The sequence below is a fragment of the Psychrobacter sp. H7-1 genome, from assembly GCF_904846585.1.
In the GTDB taxonomy this organism is placed as follows: Bacteria; Pseudomonadota; Gammaproteobacteria; order Pseudomonadales; family Moraxellaceae; genus Psychrobacter; species Psychrobacter raelei.
Window position 1 is genome coordinate 1 of sequence record NZ_CAJHBH010000056.1, and the last position, 18,746, is coordinate 18,746.

Annotated in this window: 9 protein-coding genes and 1 CRISPR repeat array; all 9 genes read left to right on the forward strand. The window is 41.9% G+C overall.

Features of this window, described 5'->3' with window-relative positions; genetic code table 11:
• The first annotated feature begins 208 nt into the window (after positions 1-208).
• Positions 209-1,903: a site-specific integrase gene (locus JMX92_RS12260; RefSeq protein ID WP_201545930.1), complete on the forward strand. Its 1,695-nt coding sequence runs from the start codon at positions 209-211 to the stop codon at positions 1,901-1,903.
• A 504-nt stretch (positions 1,904-2,407) separates the two neighbouring features.
• A complete protein-coding gene (locus JMX92_RS12265; RefSeq protein WP_320157753.1) occupies positions 2,408-2,854 on the forward strand; it encodes a hypothetical protein in 447 nt (148 codons plus the stop codon).
• Positions 2,855-3,502: 648 nt separating this feature from the next.
• Complete coding sequence (gene cas1f / locus JMX92_RS12275) at positions 3,503-4,498, forward strand: type I-F CRISPR-associated endonuclease Cas1f (RefSeq protein ID WP_201545931.1); 996 nt, start codon at positions 3,503-3,505, stop codon at positions 4,496-4,498.
• Between the two features lie 3 nt (positions 4,499-4,501).
• Positions 4,502-7,984 carry a type I-F CRISPR-associated helicase Cas3f gene (gene cas3f / locus JMX92_RS12280; protein ID WP_201545932.1) on the forward strand — a complete coding sequence of 1,161 codons (3,483 nt, stop codon included), beginning with the start codon at positions 4,502-4,504 and terminating at the stop codon, positions 7,982-7,984.
• Between the two features lie 397 nt (positions 7,985-8,381).
• The gene (locus JMX92_RS12285; protein ID WP_201545933.1) at positions 8,382-8,615 is read left to right on the forward strand and encodes a DUF2188 domain-containing protein; all 234 of its coding nucleotides are present in this window, start codon (positions 8,382-8,384) and stop codon (positions 8,613-8,615) included.
• A gap of 90 nt (positions 8,616-8,705) precedes the next feature.
• Positions 8,706-10,085 carry a type I-F CRISPR-associated protein Csy1 gene (gene csy1, locus JMX92_RS12290; RefSeq protein WP_201545934.1) on the forward strand — a complete coding sequence of 460 codons (1,380 nt, stop codon included), beginning with the start codon at positions 8,706-8,708 and terminating at the stop codon, positions 10,083-10,085.
• Positions 10,082-11,053, forward strand: a complete 972-nt coding sequence (gene csy2 / locus JMX92_RS12295; protein ID WP_201545936.1) for a type I-F CRISPR-associated protein Csy2 — start codon at positions 10,082-10,084, stop codon at positions 11,051-11,053. Before csy1 ends, csy2 begins: the two co-directional genes overlap by 4 nt.
• A gap of 71 nt (positions 11,054-11,124) precedes the next feature.
• Positions 11,125-12,135, forward strand: coding sequence for a type I-F CRISPR-associated protein Csy3 (gene csy3 / locus JMX92_RS12300; protein WP_201545938.1), 1,011 nt, complete (start codon positions 11,125-11,127; stop codon positions 12,133-12,135).
• Between the two features lie 3 nt (positions 12,136-12,138).
• On the forward strand, positions 12,139-12,756 hold the full coding sequence (cas6f, locus tag JMX92_RS12305; RefSeq protein WP_201545939.1) for a type I-F CRISPR-associated endoribonuclease Cas6/Csy4: 618 nt from the start codon (positions 12,139-12,141) through the stop codon (positions 12,754-12,756).
• Between the two features lie 178 nt (positions 12,757-12,934).
• Positions 12,935-18,622: direct repeats of the CRISPR family, unit length 28 nt; unit sequence CTTCCTCACCGCATAGGTGACTTAGAAA.
• Positions 18,623-18,746 lie beyond the last annotated feature (124 nt).

The window sequence follows — 18,746 nt, forward strand, 5'->3', positions numbered from 1 at the left end:
TTCATAGTACGATTGGTTATGTGTCGCCTTTTGAGTTTGAGAGACGATACTATGATAGTCTTAATGAGTCAAACAAAGCTGCCTGACTCAAGTAATCCACTCTCCGATATACTCGGGGCGGTTCACACTTTATGAGGACATTTTAGAGTATAAAGCTTTTACTAGAGGCAATACTGATTTGGGTTACTCTGCAAAGTTATTCAACCGTATGCATAGTTTTGCCAGCAACAAGTACAAGTTCCCTAAAGTCAGCATAGAATACTCACAAAAAGGGCGACGAGTCCGTTCTGAATTAATATCACCTCAAGCATATAACGCCATTATCAATCAGATACTAGCCTCAGTAGACCTCTTAGAGCGTGACATGTTGGCGCTTATATTTATTTTAGCCTATCGAACTGGCATGCGAAAAAAAGAAATATTGGGTCTAAAGTTTAATGATATTGAAGGTCTATCCCAGTCACAGCCCTCCCTAGTAATAAGGCCTAACCGTTATCGCTCAACTAAAACTCAAGGTAGCATTCGTCGAGTGCCAGTCTTTGCACTGCTTAAGCCTGACGAATTAACATTTTTTTTAAACTTTATACAAAGCAATATTGGCACTAACCCTAATCGATTTATCTTTACGTTATCCTCTGATCGTCAGCCACTACATGATCATGCGCCGTTACAACTTTTTAAACGAGTGGTAAAAGATATTACTATGAAAGGCGATCCAGCAATTAACCATACTTTCCACGGCTTTCGACATACTGCCATAACCAACCTATCTATGGTCTTGATGGGCCACGAACATCTTATAGCTTCATTAACAGACTATGATGAAGATGATGTGCTACGTATCAAATACGGGCTGTTAGGCGAGCACATTGATGCCCAGGATCATTGGTATGCCCTAGCTGGTATTATGGGGCATTTGTCCCCTCAGCGCAGTTTTGAGTACTATAATCATGTAGCCACTTTAATGGCTACTTATGAGCTTAGCCAAGCAAATATCAAGCTTCCCACTCAGACCCTGAATAACATTACAGGGTTTTCAAATAAAACGCTGGTGCAGAACCATGCTGATATTGATAATAATACTATAAGCTTGCCTAGTATCCGTGGCCTATTATTTAGGAGCATCAATCAAGGCATACGAAAATCACCAATATTTGTCATAGAGAACACAACAGCTCAATTTATTTCTGATTTTACACCTACCACTACTAATGAGCTCTTTATGCGCTATGGTATAAATACTGTAGAACAGCTACTTTGCTTATCCGATAAGGGCATTTCACTTAAAGAAGCTGCCACAATACTAAATATCAACTTCGATGATGCAAAAACCCTAGCGAAACGTGCTTATAAAATCAGCAATATAATCAATACTCGAGATAAAGAGCGCTTTATCAAGCCAGACTCGGTAGAGAGGATTGTGCTTAGTCCTCTTAAGCCTCAAGAACAAAGTGACTATAGACTGCTTACACATTTAAGGAATAATGGCAGCCTACTGCGCACTCAAGACAAGCAAGATTGGCAATGGTTCATGGATATCTGTTGTCAGAAAATATCTATCAGTAAGGCTTATATATCCTTCCCGGAATCAAGAATAGAAGACTTTAAACGCTTTATAGGTATAGCAAAACAGCTACTACCTGAAAAAAACTGGCTTATAACTACTGATGCTCAACTGAAAGATACCACACTCAATCAGCCTGAGTATAAAGGTATGCGATATCAGAAAAACCCATCTGTCTCTACACTTAGGATAGGTATTGCCAGTCGAGAAGCTAGAGACCTGTCTAACAGCTTTACATCTAGCAAAAACACTTGGAAATACTCGCCTTTATTTAGGTTTTTTGTCCACATGATGTTGGTTATGGATGATAGCCTTTGTATTAATGAGAGTAAGCCATAAACTTTGAATCAAGAAGAAATAAGGTAGCTATGAACTTCGCCGATGTCGAACCCACCCTATAAAACTACTGGCGAGCCATTATTTTATTCGGGCGCAACACTGCTTCTTATAAGCTTCTTTAGCAAAAAGCCTTATGGATATAAGCCTAGACAGCAAGTCAGGTTTGACTTTAAAGTATCCGATAGGTGGTCGGTCGGAATAATGTCTGCTAATTTCAATGGTCTAGACGACGCTTTGATAAGGCTCTCTTTATCGTTCCTAATCATATAGTCAATAAATACTTAGTTCTATAAACTCAACATAAAAATTTAGAATTAAATCGATACTTTGGTGACCACCCTTCGTCACGGGTATTCAATATTTGGTGGTGTTCTAAAAAGTATGCTGGCGCTAAAAGTCAATAAGAAGTCTATGCTAAGTTCTCTGATTATATATGGCTTTTAAAGCTTCAAAAATTGTTCAAATTTTGATCAGCATACTTTTTGACACACAACCTATATTTTTATGCCAATGCTGCTAGCTGTGGGAGTGCGTCGGTTCGTTCCACCTGCTATTTTGTCACGTTTTTATCCCAAAATTGGGCAGTTTAATATTTTACTGCTGATGTTGTTTCCACTGGGACTGATGGCAGGATTTCGTACCACCTTTGACCATAATCCCTGGCAAGCGTTGTTATTACTAGTGCTAAGTTCGGTATTGGCATTGGTATTTTATTTTACCGCTTATATAATGTATCGGCGTTTTGGCTATGAGAATGCTATTGTCGCGGCGCTGGTGTGTGGCGGACGCAATGTATTACTTTCTTACACCATAACTGTACCTTTTATGGGTGCGGTTTTTCTACCGTTACTGGGTGCTTTTCAATTACCAATGTTTTGCTTACCCTTACTGGGCAAATATATGGCAAAACGCCATACGACTCAACCTATAGATTTAAAATCAGGTTTCTGAATCGCCCAGACTACTTACAGATAAGCTATCGTTTAGAGGAATTTTTTGGGTATCCCCTAGTAAAACTAGTTCTTCTACCTCTCAAACGTATTAACAGACCACTTATAGCAGACTATTTTAGGTGGTTATGTTTATAAAAGCGTATCTTAGAGCATCAATAAAACAATAAGATGCTAAGCATGCCAAAAATTAGCTTATATATATTGCTAATGATCATAAAATCGCTGCGTTTATGTCTAGAATGAATCAGGGGCAAAGCTAGTACGTACAAAGCTCATGCAGCTGATCGAAGACGCCCATGCAAACGATGTGATTTTGGTTGAACAAATAGACAGACTTAAGTATCTAAATCCACGCGCCCGTGATGGACGCGAATATCATAGTGCTATTACGTTAATCATAAAGTGATCTCTAATATTTGACAGTGCGATGCTCTCCATTAATCACTTCCCGATTTTATAAACTCAGTTTATTTAGAGCCTTCTAAATTTGTATTATTCTTATTTGAAAAGCCAATTCTAGTAAATACTCATACCTAAACGACACTATGTGTCGTGTTTTATCAGCCTGACTATTGTTTAATTATATTATCTTGACTATAGTAAAACCATACATCTGATATGGCTTTTGCCACAAAATGGAAAGATAATGAGCAAACCTAGCAACCCCTATACCGACAATAGCTTTGTCTCTTCAGATCTCAAAACCATTTTGCACTCCAAACGTGCCAATATCTACTACCTGTCGCATTGCCGAGTCATGCAAAAGGACGGGCGTGTGTTGTATCTTACTGAAGATGACAAAGCTAACCTCTATTATAATATTCCTATCGCTAACACTACCTCCATTCTACTTGGTACAGGCACCTCCATTACTCAAGCGGCGATGCGCCTTCTATCACAAGCAGGCGTTTTAGTTGGCTTTTGCGGTGGTGGTGGTATGCCGTTATTTATGGGCACAGAGCGTGAGGTCTATGTTGAGTGGATGACTCCGCAAAGCGAGTATCGACCGACTGAATATATTCAAGGTTGGATGAGCTGGTGGTGGGATGATGATAAACGCCTTGCTGCAGCCAAGCAGTTGCAAATAGCTCGCGTTGCTTATCTGCAAGCGGTATGGAATAAAGACAGCGACCTTAAACGTTGGGGGTTTGACAGCAATATGGATGCGATACAGAAACTGCTCAATGATAATATTCATCAAATCGATAGGCAGACAGAGGTCATGCATTTATTGCAATTGGAAGCCCGCCTGACTAAACAGCTTTATAAATTAGCCGCCCAAAATACGGGTTATGACGGCTTTACCCGTGAGCACGAAGGCATCGACAAGGCTAACGGGTTTCTAAATCATGGCAACTATCTGGCGTACGGTCTCGGTGCAACAACCGCATGGACGCTTGGCATTCCGCACGGTTTTGCGGTGATGCATGGTAAGACTCGGCGCGGGGCATTGGTGTTTGATATCGCCGATATCATCAAAGACGCGCTGGTGCTGCCCCTCGCCTTTATTTGCGCTAGCGAGAACATGAGCGAGCAAGAGTTTCGCCAAGAGTGCATCAACATGTTTACCAAACATAAGGCGCTGGATTATCAGTTTGAAGTGGTTAAACAGTTGGCGATGACCAAAGATTGGCAGGTATAAATTATGATTGTCACTTTTGTCTCTCAGTGTGAGAAGAAATCACTAAAACGTACTCGCCGTATTTTGGACGCCTTTGCCAATCGTATTGGTGATAATGTTTGGCAGACGGCTATTACGGAAGACGGACTTACGACGGTTAAACAACTCTTGCGCAAATCAGCGACCAAGTCTACAGCGGTAAGCTGTCATCGTAATAAAACTCGCCAGTTGACTGAGCTGGTATGGATTGTGGGTAATAAGCGGCGGTTTAATGAGGTTGGCGTAGTGGCTGTGAACCGTACCAAAAGAAATATTCTGCATAGTGAGTGGGAGAATGAATGGAGTTATGCCAGTAGTATTCAAATTATCGCTACACTTGCTGCATTACTCCACGACATTGGCAAATCAACGATTGGTTTTCAAAAGAAACTCCTTTTTGGTAGTAAACAAGGCGATTCTTATCGGCATGAATGGATATCATTAAAACTGTTTGAGCTGATGATTGGCGATTGCAGCACTGACGAAGCATGGCTTGACCGTTTAATGAATTTAAATAAATGGTTAGAAAATAATAATATAGAAAATCTATTATCTAATGCTAATAAAGATGGTGTCAATATAAAAGCTATGCCGCCCCTAGCACAGTGGGTCGCTTGGCTGATTGTTACTCACCACCGCTTGCCACCTATCAAAAAGGTTTTTTACCCTTACAAAGATATTCAACGTTTGCAATTACCTCAAAATACGTTAGAGATTAAAAGAGACTTAAATCAGTTTTATGGAAAAATTGAGCCGTTCGACTATTGGGTAAAAAATCCTAAGTCGTTAGAGGAGATGACCAAAGCGCAATTAAAGGACTTTTGGCAATTTGAGCATTTAGTCATTAATAGTCCAGCTTGGCAAAAGAATATCAAGCGTTGGTCTAAAAAAGCCTTAAATGACCCGATCTTAATGCAATTAAGCCAGCAAGCGGTTGATGATAATAAAGCCATCAGCGATCCATTCTTACTGCATTTATCACGGTTATGCTTGATGGTAGGCGACCATAATTATTCTAGTCTCAAAGAAGACGACTCTCGCTGTATCACAGTCGATAGCAGCTTTAAAAATTTAGCCGCTAATACCGACCGAACCGCCAGCACGCCAACCGCTAAGCAATCTCTTGAGGAGCATCTATTAGGTGTCGGAGCTTTTACAGCACATTTTTGTCGTGCACTTCCTATCATTGCCAGTGAAATGCCAACACTACGTAATCATGATCCATTAGCTAAACCTACTGGGATTGAACGTTTTAAATGGCAGAACCAAGCTTTCAAGATGACTTATGGTTTGCAAGAAGCCACGCGCGAGCATGGGTTTTTTGGAGTTAATATGGCATCGACAGGCGCAGGTAAAACCATCGGTAATGCACGTATCATGTACGCTCTAGCTGACCCAAAAAAAGGAGCGCGCTTTACTATCGCTTTAGGACTGCGGATTCTAACCTTGCAGACCGGTTTAAGCTTTCGTAAAAACTTAAAATTGGCAGGTGACCAGTTAGCGATACTGGTAGGTGGCAGTGCTAATAAAAAACTGTTTGAACTAGCATACGATAATAAGACTAATGATATTACTGACATTATCGGTGAATATAAAAAGGACGATGAGCCTGATAATGAGTCTGAAACTTTCGGTAGTGAGTCCAGCGAAGATTTGTTAGATGAAATCGTCGATAGCGACATTGACTATCAAGACTATGAGGCGCTGAATCTCGATACGGTCATCGCTAGCCCTAAAGCACGCGATTTAATATTTGCGCCTATCGTGACCTGCACCGTTGACCATATTATCCAAGCCTCTGAGTGCAAACGTGGTGGTAAATATATTGCCCCCATGCTGCGACTGCTCAGTAGTGACTTAATACTCGATGAACCTGATGACTTTGATCAAGCGGACTTGCCTGCGCTGTCGCGTTTAGTACACCTTGCTGGACTCTTTGGTACGCGAGTGCTGCTTTCATCTGCAACCTTGACTCCTGATTTGGTGACAGGACTGTTTGAAGCCTATATGGAGGGGCGAAAACTATTTAATCAAAGTCAGAATAAACCTACGCCAAAAGTAGTTTGCGCATGGTTCGATGAACAACCCAAAGCGATGCTATCGGAACAATGCAGCGACGTTAATGGCTTTCAAAACAGTCATAAACAATTTTGTGAAAAACGTGCCAGCTATTTAGCCCAGCAACCTATCAGACGTAAGGCAGAAATACTGCCTTTTTCAGCTAACTATACAAAGGATAAAGCGTCGCAGTTTTATAGCACTTTGGCGCAGACTTTGGTTGATGCTGCCATAGGCTTGCACTATAAGTATAATGAAGTGTCTGATAATAAGCTTCAAGCTGATAAAGATGTGCGGGTAAGCATTGGACTCATTCGCGTTGCCAATATTAACAACATTACCAGTATCGCTATGCAGTTATTTAAAGCAGACGGCATAACGGTGCCAGATGACACGGTTATACATGTAGCGTGCTATCACGCTAAGCAGCTTTTACTACTGCGCAATGCTTTGGAGAATAAGCTGGATAGAGTTTTAGACCGTAGCGATAGTAAAGTTGGCATTTTTGATCATTCTGAGATTAAGCAAGCCATTGCTAATAACCCTAATAAAAATCATATCTTTATGGTACTGGCTACTCCTGTCGCAGAAGTCGGGCGCGACCATGATTATGACTGGGCAATCGTAGAACCCTCCTCTATGCGCTCTATCATTCAGCTGGCTGGGCGTGTCTGGCGACATCGTCCTGACAAGGTTGCTAATGAGCCAAATATTCTGCTGCTGCAATACAATATTCGCTACTTTAAGCATCCTAATGGCAAACGGCCTATCTTTACCCATCCAGGGTTTGAGACCACGCTATTTAAACCCCCAAGCTATGATTTGAATGAGCTAATGACAGTAGAACAACTGACACAAGTTGATGCTAGACCGAGAATTTCATCTTCTCAAAGTAAAGCAATAACCACGCTAAGCGACCTTGAACATCAGGTAATGCGGCATCTACTTAACAACCCTAAGCTTAACTACGTCAATGCCTATTGGGATAGCAAAGCCACTGCCAATCGTGCGCATACTCATCTACAGCAAATCAGTCCTTTTCGAGCGGGCACTCCGCAAGACGACTGGTTGTTAATTCCGCGCATGGTTAATGATGATGAAGATGCCGATACGCCAACGACAGGATTTGATGCTTATTATGCAGAAGATGTATTTGAAAAGGGTTTAACTAAATCTACCATTCATAATAAAACCATTCAGCCGCTGAATTTTAACTTTGAGCACGCGCAAATAAAGCCGTGGTTAAGCACTTCATTGAATGACGTCTTACAGGACTTACAAGTGGCTCAGCCTGATAAGAGCTTGTGTTCGTTAGCCATGACCTACTCGTCAGTGTCACTTGATAGCATCAAGGCTAATAACAGTCGCGGCTGGGCGTTTCATGAGTTTTTTGGTTTTGTGCGGGAGTGAGTTATTGGCATGAAAAAAGCACGGCGTTAACCGTGCTTCTTGATTGAGCCAATCCACCTATGCGGTGGTGAAATTTAATATTGTGTATGACATTTTCTAAGCCATTTAAGCAATGGTGTACTATAATAACAAATCGATTATTTCATTTAAATATTATGTATGACATGGTTGATTATAATTTAAGCTTATGCTTTAATGCTTTAGTCAACTATTCAATACTGATGTTGGCTTTTACTTCAGGGCAAACGCACACTTTTAAGAATTATATTTAAAATCAGATAGTTATGAATTTAAGGTTTTATTTTCTAAATTTATAAGTTCCTGAAAATATTAATGTTTTTTAAAAGTATGCGTTTGCCCTGGCTTTTACTTATAGGTTCATACGAGGTAATTGATTATGGCGAGAAAAACACATCATGTTGTGCCAAATTCGGAAGGTGGCTGGGATGTTAAAGGTGGTGGTAGCAAACGTGCCATTAAATATCATGAGCGCAAAACAGATGCAGTTGACCATGCACGTGGAATCAGTCGCAATCAAGAGTCTGAATTAGTTATTCATAATAAAGATGGCAGAATCAGCAATGCTGATAGCCATGGTAATGACCCTTATCCCCCTAAAGATAAGCGATAAACTTATTTTCTGATACTGTAAGGCGTATAGGTATTCCATATCTATACGACATCTTTAGAATATTACTAAACGTTATTTAGGATACAATCTATGACTGACATACCCCCAGAGCTAGCAAGCAATGCGGTCAACGCCTTTCTTGCTAGCCAATACGACAAAAAGACTGAAACCGAGCAAAAGCAGCTCGCTAAAGCCATTGAAAATAAGGAGCATGAAAAGGCTTCAGAGTTAAAAGAAACCTTAGCAGATGCTAAAGATAAATATAGCGTCAATAATTGGATTGCTGACGCTGCAACGCGCATGGCAAAGCAATTAAATTTTGGTACGCATATCTCAAAAGGGGTACACCCTGATGCCAAAGGCGATAATGTCAGTTTTGAAGCCATAAATAATTTACCCAAAACCATCGTCGGTACGCACTCAATAGACAGTAGCTATATTGATGCCAATGGTAATGCCGCTGCCCTGCCCCTGGCCGCTTTTTTCGATTTTGAAATAAATGAGACAACTAAAATTCGTGACCTTATCTTAGCAGATAATACTGACTTTGTTGCTTCACTTAACAGTGACCAAACTCTTGCAAATACTTACCACCAAACCTTTAAAGAGGCTTTGCAAAATAACATTACTGAGCCAGTCACTCATGAGCGTAACAAACAGACCTTATGGGTCATTAACGCTTATGAAGAGACCGATATTGAGCAGCTTAATTATATTAATATCGTCCCGCTTTATCCTTCTGCACTTACCCATGAAGTTTACCAACGCGTCAATCATCTTAAATTTTCTGATGACAATAAAGCCGCACGCGATAATCGCTTTAAGAAAACTGCCGAACAGCGTCCTTATGTGAGCTTGAATAATTTGGCAACCGTTCAGCTTGGTGGCACTAAGCCGCAAAACGTCAGCCTGCTCATGAGTAAACAAGGTGGGCGTAATTACCTCCTCCCCTCTCTGCCTCCTATCATTAAACAAGACCGCGCTTTTAAGTTGTCTAAATTTGCCAATAGTATCTTTAGCACTAGCATGGAATATAACGCCCGCGAAGCCATCCAAAATATTTTTAAGTCCATTAAAGACACGCGCAATATTGTCGATGTCAGAGAGGCGCGCAAACGCGCTATCGATGAAGTGTTATATCAGATATTTGCCGCAGCAGAAAACATCCGCACTAACCTGCCTGCTGGCTGGTCAAAAGACTATGAGCTTGACCGCATTGAGAAGCTTTGGCTCGACCCCAAACGCGCCGACCTTGATGGTGAAACTGAGTTCAAAGCAGAACGTGAAGAAGATGACGCTTGGCATAGTCAAATTATTCATCGTTTTGCGCGTTGGCTCAATACCTTAATGCAAGCTGAATTTAAGCAAATAGCCAGCGATTTTGGTGATGCTGAGCATTTGGAATGGGAGCGTGAGATTGAGGATATGAAAAAACGCTACGAGCGCGCAGGCAAAGGAGTATTTTTATGAGCCGCATAGATGATGACAATAGTATTGGTGTGGTTGGCTATTTGATGTTTAAAAAGGTCGTCATTGAAGGAGCGAATACTATCTCAAGTCCGCTGACTTATGGCTTCCCTGCTATCACTGGGTTTTTGGGTAGCTTTCATGCGATGTCACGAAAAATGGCAGATGATGAGCTGCTCTCTGATGTCTGCTTAGGCGGTGTACTGCTTGCCTGTCACGACTGCCAACCACAAATGTATCGTCCTAATAGTTATAACAACTACACTTTTAACCAAACGCGCAATCCCATCAAAAAAGATGGCAAAACCGCCTCTATAATTGAAGAAGGCAAATGCCGATTGGTGATGACCTTTGTAGTCGAGATATTAGGTACAGATACCTTAACTAATGAGCAGCAAGATTATGCCATGCAAAAAACCAAGCAGTGGCTACAGCAGCAGCGTATGGCTGGTGGTAGCGTAAGGGGCTTGGCAAGGTTTGAGCCCGTGCAATTCTTTGATAAAGATGACGTCAGCTCTATTACTGCGCAATTACTGCCGGCTTTTGTGTTAATGGACGCGCAGGACGACTTTGCCGAGATTATCGATAAGGTGCAAGCAGACAACCCAGACGCGACGCCACTAGACGCTTTGATAGATGTTTGTACACTACATCATTTTCCTGAAACCCAAAAAAACGGCGATACAAAGTGGCTAACTACCTCACGTAAAAGCGGACACGGCTGGCTAGTGCCTATGCCGATAGGCTATCAAGGTATCTCTGATTTATATGACGCTGGCATGATGCAAAACGTGCGCAATCCTGAATATCCTAGTCAATATGTTGAAGCTATATATAGCCTTGGTAGGTGGGTTTATCCGCAGCGTCTAAATAGTGTCGGCGGTGATAATGATATTGCTAATGCGTTTTGGCGTTACCGTTATGATGCTGATGAATCACTTTATTTAGTCACTCAGAATCAAGAGTTTTAACTTTACTTTGTTCTAATCAATCAATAACCCGTTCAATTAACTTTTAATTTCTTACAATCATGGAGAATAATATGTCAAAAACAGCCCTAAAAACTGCATCCGTCCTAGCCTTTGAGCGTAACCTTGATATCTCAGATGGTTTCTTTGCACAAACAGACAGCCAAACTGCTAACGCTAAAGTTAGTCCTGTAACCATTAACGAAAAGTCTGTCCGAGGTACGATTAGTAACCGTCAAAAAAGCGCCATTGCTAAAGACCCTGCCAAGCTCGATGCCGAGATTCAAAAAGCCAATCTACAAACGGTAGATTCAGCCTCATTAGATGAAACCAATGATACTCTGATTGTAACGTGGAGCTGTAAGGTGTTGCCGTTCACCGGTAAGCCTAGCGTCTGTAACGACCAAGATTATCAACAGGCCTTAGTCTCAACGGTACAGGATTATTTGGATAACCAAGGTGTTAATGAGTTGGCTCGTCGCTACGCTAGTAATATTGCTAATGCCCGCTGGTTGTGGCGCAATCGTGTAGGCGCTGAAAGCATTAAGGTTAATGTTAAATGTGATATTGATGGCACTAAACACGACTTTGAATTTGATGCAAAGTCCATTTCACTAAAAGACTTCAACACAGACGATAGCAAAATCAATGAATTGGCTAAGCTGATTGAAAAGGGCTTAAATGGCGACGCTTTTATCATTTTATACGTCAAAGCCGCTGCCATAATGGGTTATGGTCAAGAAGTTTATCCTTCGCAAGAACTGGTACTCGATACGGGCAAGAGCAAAAGTAAAATCTTGTATGAGATTAATGGCAAAGCAGGCATGCACTCGCAAAAAGTCAGCAATGCCATTCGTACCATTGACGATTGGTACCCTGATGCTGAGTTCCCTATCGCTATCGAACCTTATGGTGCAGTCACAACATTAGGTACTGCTTTTCGCCAACCTAAAGATAAAATGGACTTTTACAGCCTATTTGATAATTGGGTATTAAAGGGTGACGCGCCCAGCACCGAGCAGCAGCATTATGTCATGGGTGTGCTTATCCGTGGTGGCGTATTCGGTGCCAGCGGCAAGGAGTAAGTGATGACGGACTCAACTACCAGCTTGACCCATTACTGCGAGATAACCATAATCCCTGACCCGGAGATTGCGCCTTACTTCATCTGGAGTAAGCTATTTACCCAACTTCATATTGCCTTAGCGGAGATGAAAAACAAGCACAGCATCGAATCTATCGGTGTTAGCTTCCCTGATTATCATTATGATGAAAAGGGTAAATCATCTAAGTTGGGGCTAAAGTTACGTGTCTTTGCTACCAGCCAAAAGGATTTAGAGACTCTAGATCTCGATAAATGGCTGGAGCGATTGACGGACTATGTACATGTGAAGCGCATCAATGAGGTTGGTGACAAAGCCAAAGGGCACGTTGTGATCAGACGCTACCGCCATAAAAACGTGCTCAAGCAAGCTGAAGCATTCGCTGAGCACAAAGGCATTACGCTGGAGGCGGCACTGATACACTGCGCCAAACACAAGCAGGATAACAAACCCTATCCTTATATCAACTTAAGGAGCCTCAGCAACAATCAACCCTACGCATTATCTATCATTCAAGAAATGGCAGATAATGAGACTCAAGGGTCGTTTAACAGCTATGGCATTAACAATGCGGCAGATAAGGTTACTGTGCCCCATTGGTAAGCTACTTATAAGGTAATGACGAATTACCCAAAAATCGGGACAAAAAACCCTTTTTTTGAGCTATTTAAAAACTTGTAATAAAATCAATCAGTTACATTAGGGCGAAAAACGGAGGGTAAAATAGGGTGTTTCACTCTCCACGCCTTGTTGTAACTGAGTTTTTTGAGGTATAATTCCTCTTCCTCACCGCATAGGTGACTTAGAAATTGCAAGAATTTAAATAAAGCACTTAATAATACTTCCTCACCGCATAGGTGACTTAGAAATGCTATGTTTGTACTTGATAAAGATAGAGGTACTTCCTCACCGCATAGGTGACTTAGAAAGATAACGGCGTGCTTCTTTTACGGCCATATATTGCTTCCTCACCGCATAGGTGACTTAGAAAGGCACGCAAAGCGCTTCGATTTTTGAGTCTTTTCTTCCTCACCGCATAGGTGACTTAGAAAATTAACAAACGCATTGCTAAGTACCTGCTAGGCTTCCTCACCGCATAGGTGACTTAGAAAAGCGACTCTAAATGCTTGTTGAGCTGATCGTACTTCCTCACCGCATAGGTGACTTAGAAAATTCGGCGTCGTCTGAGTCGTTGATAGCGATTCTTCCTCACCGCATAGGTGACTTAGAAAACAGGTCTATCGTACTGCTTAGTCCAACTCTCCTTCCTCACCGCATAGGTGACTTAGAAACTATAGGAGCGGCTATGCGAACAGTAACGATATCTTCCTCACCGCATAGGTGACTTAGAAAAGTACTTTAAGAACAAGTGGCTTAAATCAGTTCTTCCTCACCGCATAGGTGACTTAGAAATCTGCAAGTGTCTTTTGCGTGTCTGCCTTGTTCTTCCTCACCGCATAGGTGACTTAGAAAAACCTGAAAGCCGTAAGCGGTCACTAGCGCAACTTCCTCACCGCATAGGTGACTTAGAAATAATCACGCCACAGCTAACACAGACACACATACTTCCTCACCGCATAGGTGACTTAGAAATGCCAAAGTGGTTTATGCGCTTGGTAAAAACTCCTTCCTCACCGCATAGGTGACTTAGAAAGCAGTGTAGGCAGTGCAACGGGTGGGACATGGACTTCCTCACCGCATAGGTGACTTAGAAAAGAGACCTCGGCATCACTGACAGAAGTGTCAGCTTCCTCACCGCATAGGTGACTTAGAAAAAGAGCCGAACGCCATTGCAAGCTATGAGAATCTTCCTCACCGCATAGGTGACTTAGAAACACCCATGTGCCGAAAAGCAGTGACACTAAAACTTCCTCACCGCATAGGTGACTTAGAAAAACAGAAGTCTAAGACTGCTAAACTCAGTATTTCTTCCTCACCGCATAGGTGACTTAGAAATGAGCAAGAGCAGCTAGAAAACCTATCAGAATCTTCCTCACCGCATAGGTGACTTAGAAAATTACCGCGTCAGTATGTTCGTCTGTTTTGTCCTTCCTCACCGCATAGGTGACTTAGAAAAAAAATGGTGGAGATGGCGGCTACCGTATCATCTTCCTCACCGCATAGGTGACTTAGAAATTTGCACTGTTGTTTCTACAGCGATGCGAAATCTTCCTCACCGCATAGGTGACTTAGAAAACAAAGCTACTTAGAGAAGCCGAGCTTGGCTTCTTCCTCACCGCATAGGTGACTTAGAAATTGTGGGGTGCTCGCCTACCCCTTGAAACCCTCTTCCTCACCGCATAGGTGACTTAGAAAGCAAAGTGTCGTTTAATGGCAAAGATGCTGTGCTTCCTCACCGCATAGGTGACTTAGAAACAAGAGGCTCCATCCCAGCGTTTAGGTGTATTCTTCCTCACCGCATAGGTGACTTAGAAATAACGCAAGCGAGCTATACATTAAGCCCGAGTCTTCCTCACCGCATAGGTGACTTAGAAACAACTCAGGCAACGTATCTTGCGGCCGAATTTTCTTCCTCACCGCATAGGTGACTTAGAAATCATAACTAAAATTTGTAAATATCTATTAAAACTTCCTCACCGCATAGGTGACTTAGAAACGTGCGCGTGGTTGCGCCACACGGGGTTAGCTCCTTCCTCACCGCATAGGTGACTTAGAAAAGACATGGTAATGGATTTTACCAACCTACAGTTCTTCCTCACCGCATAGGTGACTTAGAAAGAGCGCATCAAGCAGTTCGTACATTTCCTCAACTTCCTCACCGCATAGGTGACTTAGAAATTTACGCCTTGCTCAGTGTTAACTTTGAACGACTTCCTCACCGCATAGGTGACTTAGAAATAACGATGAGAGCCAGCCGTCAAACTTCTCTTCTTCCTCACCGCATAGGTGACTTAGAAAATCACCAAATGGGGCGTACTCCTTTGACTTTCCTTCCTCACCGCATAGGTGACTTAGAAAATTAAGAGGTAGTGAGCTGACCAAGAAGCTGCCTTCCTCACCGCATAGGTGACTTAGAAAGTCTGTAGATATAAGTTGCATGTATAGCGAGGCTTCCTCACCGCATAGGTGACTTAGAAATGCACCGCCCGTCACCGGTATACCTGCGCAATCTTCCTCACCGCATAGGTGACTTAGAAAATTCCAAAGAGCGTCATATGTTGCAATCTTTTCTTCCTCACCGCATAGGTGACTTAGAAACGAGCCAACGTTATAAACGGCGAGTTTGTTAACTTCCTCACCGCATAGGTGACTTAGAAATAATAAAAGGTAGTAGTGGAGTATATACGGCACTTCCTCACCGCATAGGTGACTTAGAAAATGGGTTTGGATGGTGCATTACCAAGCGTCGGCTTCCTCACCGCATAGGTGACTTAGAAATAATAAAAGGTAGTAGTGGAGTATATACGGCACTTCCTCACCGCATAGGTGACTTAGAAAAGCCATTGCGGAGAGAGACGAAAAGCACCGCACTTCCTCACCGCATAGGTGACTTAGAAAACCATGATTAGATAGCATCAGCTTTGCGATAGCTTCCTCACCGCATAGGTGACTTAGAAACCAAACGACACTGCAAAGCCGTGCTTCTCAAGCTTCCTCACCGCATAGGTGACTTAGAAAATTCTAACCAATTACCGAGCGTGGCGGGCTAATCTTCCTCACCGCATAGGTGACTTAGAAAATCTATCTTGATTGGTAAAAATGCACTAGGCGCTTCCTCACCGCATAGGTGACTTAGAAAACTCACACTTAAATCCAGTCCAACCAGCTAACCTTCCTCACCGCATAGGTGACTTAGAAAACCTAGGAGTGGTAAGAGTGAGCAGGTATCAACTTCCTCACCGCATAGGTGACTTAGAAATAGTCAAAGGAGTGAAGTTTACCGGCGATAAGCTTCCTCACCGCATAGGTGACTTAGAAATCTAGAGACTCCTCGTAAGCTACTGCGCTTGCCTTCCTCACCGCATAGGTGACTTAGAAATGTGTATTGCTCTGTGATTTTTTCAATCATGTCTTCCTCACCGCATAGGTGACTTAGAAATATAAGTTAGCCAAAGCACTTTATCCAAAAAACTTCCTCACCGCATAGGTGACTTAGAAAGCCTTACCTTTTGGGTTCTTATATGTTGGTCTACTTCCTCACCGCATAGGTGACTTAGAAAATCTATAAAATACTGTTTGACTATATTTTTATCTTCCTCACCGCATAGGTGACTTAGAAACGCAAAATAACGTAAATCCGGCTTGGCTCGCTTCTTCCTCACCGCATAGGTGACTTAGAAAAGATAGTAATGCAAAAATACTGAGTTATAAGCATTCCTCACCGCATAGGTGACTTAGAAACGAAGTATGTGATGAGCACAGAAAAGGGACGGCTTCCTCACCGCATAGGTGACTTAGAAAATTTCTTCTTCTTGGCTACCCAAGTTCAACCTCTTCCTCACCGCATAGGTGACTTAGAAATTGCTGTCCCCTTATGCGTAAACTTCGCTGTACTTCCTCACCGCATAGGTGACTTAGAAAAGCCATTGCGGAGAGAGACGAAAAGCACCGCACTTCCTCACCGCATAGGTGACTTAGAAAACCATGATTAGATAGCATCAGCTTTGCGATAGCTTCCTCACCGCATAGGTGACTTAGAAACCAAACGACACTGCAAAGCCGTGCTTCTCAAGCTTCCTCACCGCATAGGTGACTTAGAAAATTCTAACCAATTACCGAGCGTGGCGGGCTAATCTTCCTCACCGCATAGGTGACTTAGAAACAATTGGGTAGCATCTAACTCATAGAGCGTAACTTCCTCACCGCATAGGTGACTTAGAAACATTCCAAAATGCCATACCGCGGAAAATACCGCTTCCTCACCGCATAGGTGACTTAGAAATTTAGCTAAAAACGTGATGGAATTGCACATTACTTCCTCACCGCATAGGTGACTTAGAAATTGATGTTGGTACTAAAGCGATTACAGAGCTACTTCCTCACCGCATAGGTGACTTAGAAATCGATAGGTGTTTCGTGACTCGATAGTCATACCTTCCTCACCGCATAGGTGACTTAGAAATTGCCAGTTATTTTAACTGTTATTCCGTCCGACTTCCTCACCGCATAGGTGACTTAGAAATACCAAAGCATTTTCATAAGCCATTGATAAAGCTTCCTCACCGCATAGGTGACTTAGAAATATGATGTGGGCTTATGGCTTATATAATATTATCTTCCTCACCGCATAGGTGACTTAGAAAAAGTGGAATTAATTAAGTTATAACCTAAATAGCTTCCTCACCGCATAGGTGACTTAGAAATCAGATTAAAAGTGGTGATTTATCACTATATACTTCCTCACCGCATAGGTGACTTAGAAATACATAACCTTTTATAGCTTTTTATAGTTTTGTCTTCCTCACCGCATAGGTGACTTAGAAACTTTATTTTAAAGGGGTGAAACTTGATAATGCCTTCCTCACCGCATAGGTGACTTAGAAATTAACTGTTTCCTTGTTTCATTGTAAGCATTCCTTCCTCACCGCATAGGTGACTTAGAAAAATACTAGGCAAATTACTGGCTGTTATTACTGCTTCCTCACCGCATAGGTGACTTAGAAATATGACATCTAATTCAATCGGCTCGCCTAGGTCTTCCTCACCGCATAGGTGACTTAGAAAAATGAAAAATCATATCACACAAAGAGACACAAACTTCCTCACCGCATAGGTGACTTAGAAATTAATAGCTTAGCCGATGACCTAGGCGAGCCGCTTCCTCACCGCATAGGTGACTTAGAAATATATTTGAAGGAGATGTTGTAGAGGGAATATCTTCCTCACCGCATAGGTGACTTAGAAATATATAAAGCCAAGTTATCTGGCTACACACTACTTCCTCACCGCATAGGTGACTTAGAAATATATAATCCCTTTTTGTTAGCAATCATTATCCTTCCTCACCGCATAGGTGACTTAGAAAAATATATAAAGCCAAGTTATCTGGCTACACACCTTCCTCACCGCATAGGTGACTTAGAAATTTGAAAGGCATTGATATAGAATACTGGGATGCTTCCTCACCGCATAGGTGACTTAGAAATGCTAAAGCATTTTCATAAGCCATTGATAAAGCTTCCTCACCGCATAGGTGACTTAGAAAAGTAAAGGCTTTTATTTTACCTTTTAACGGCTCTTCCTCACCGCATAGGTGACTTAGAAATTAAATAATAGTAGTGATAATAGACAATGTTAGCTTCCTCACCGCATAGGTGACTTAGAAATTGAAACAAAAAGTTATAGCCTTGAGTTAACTACTTCCTCACCGCATAGGTGACTTAGAAACAATAGCATATAATGCAGGTCGTGATGGCTGGCTTCCTCACCGCATAGGTGACTTAGAAAATATATTTATACATTAATTAATTAACTATTAAACTTCCTCACCGCATAGGTGACTTAGAATGAGCTATGCTGAAGAAACCGTACAAGTAAACTTGGTAAACTAAGCATATTAATCGGAGCTTATCATGGTCAAGAAAATAAGAACCTATAGCACAGAATTTAAAGCTGAAGCCGTTAAGAAGATA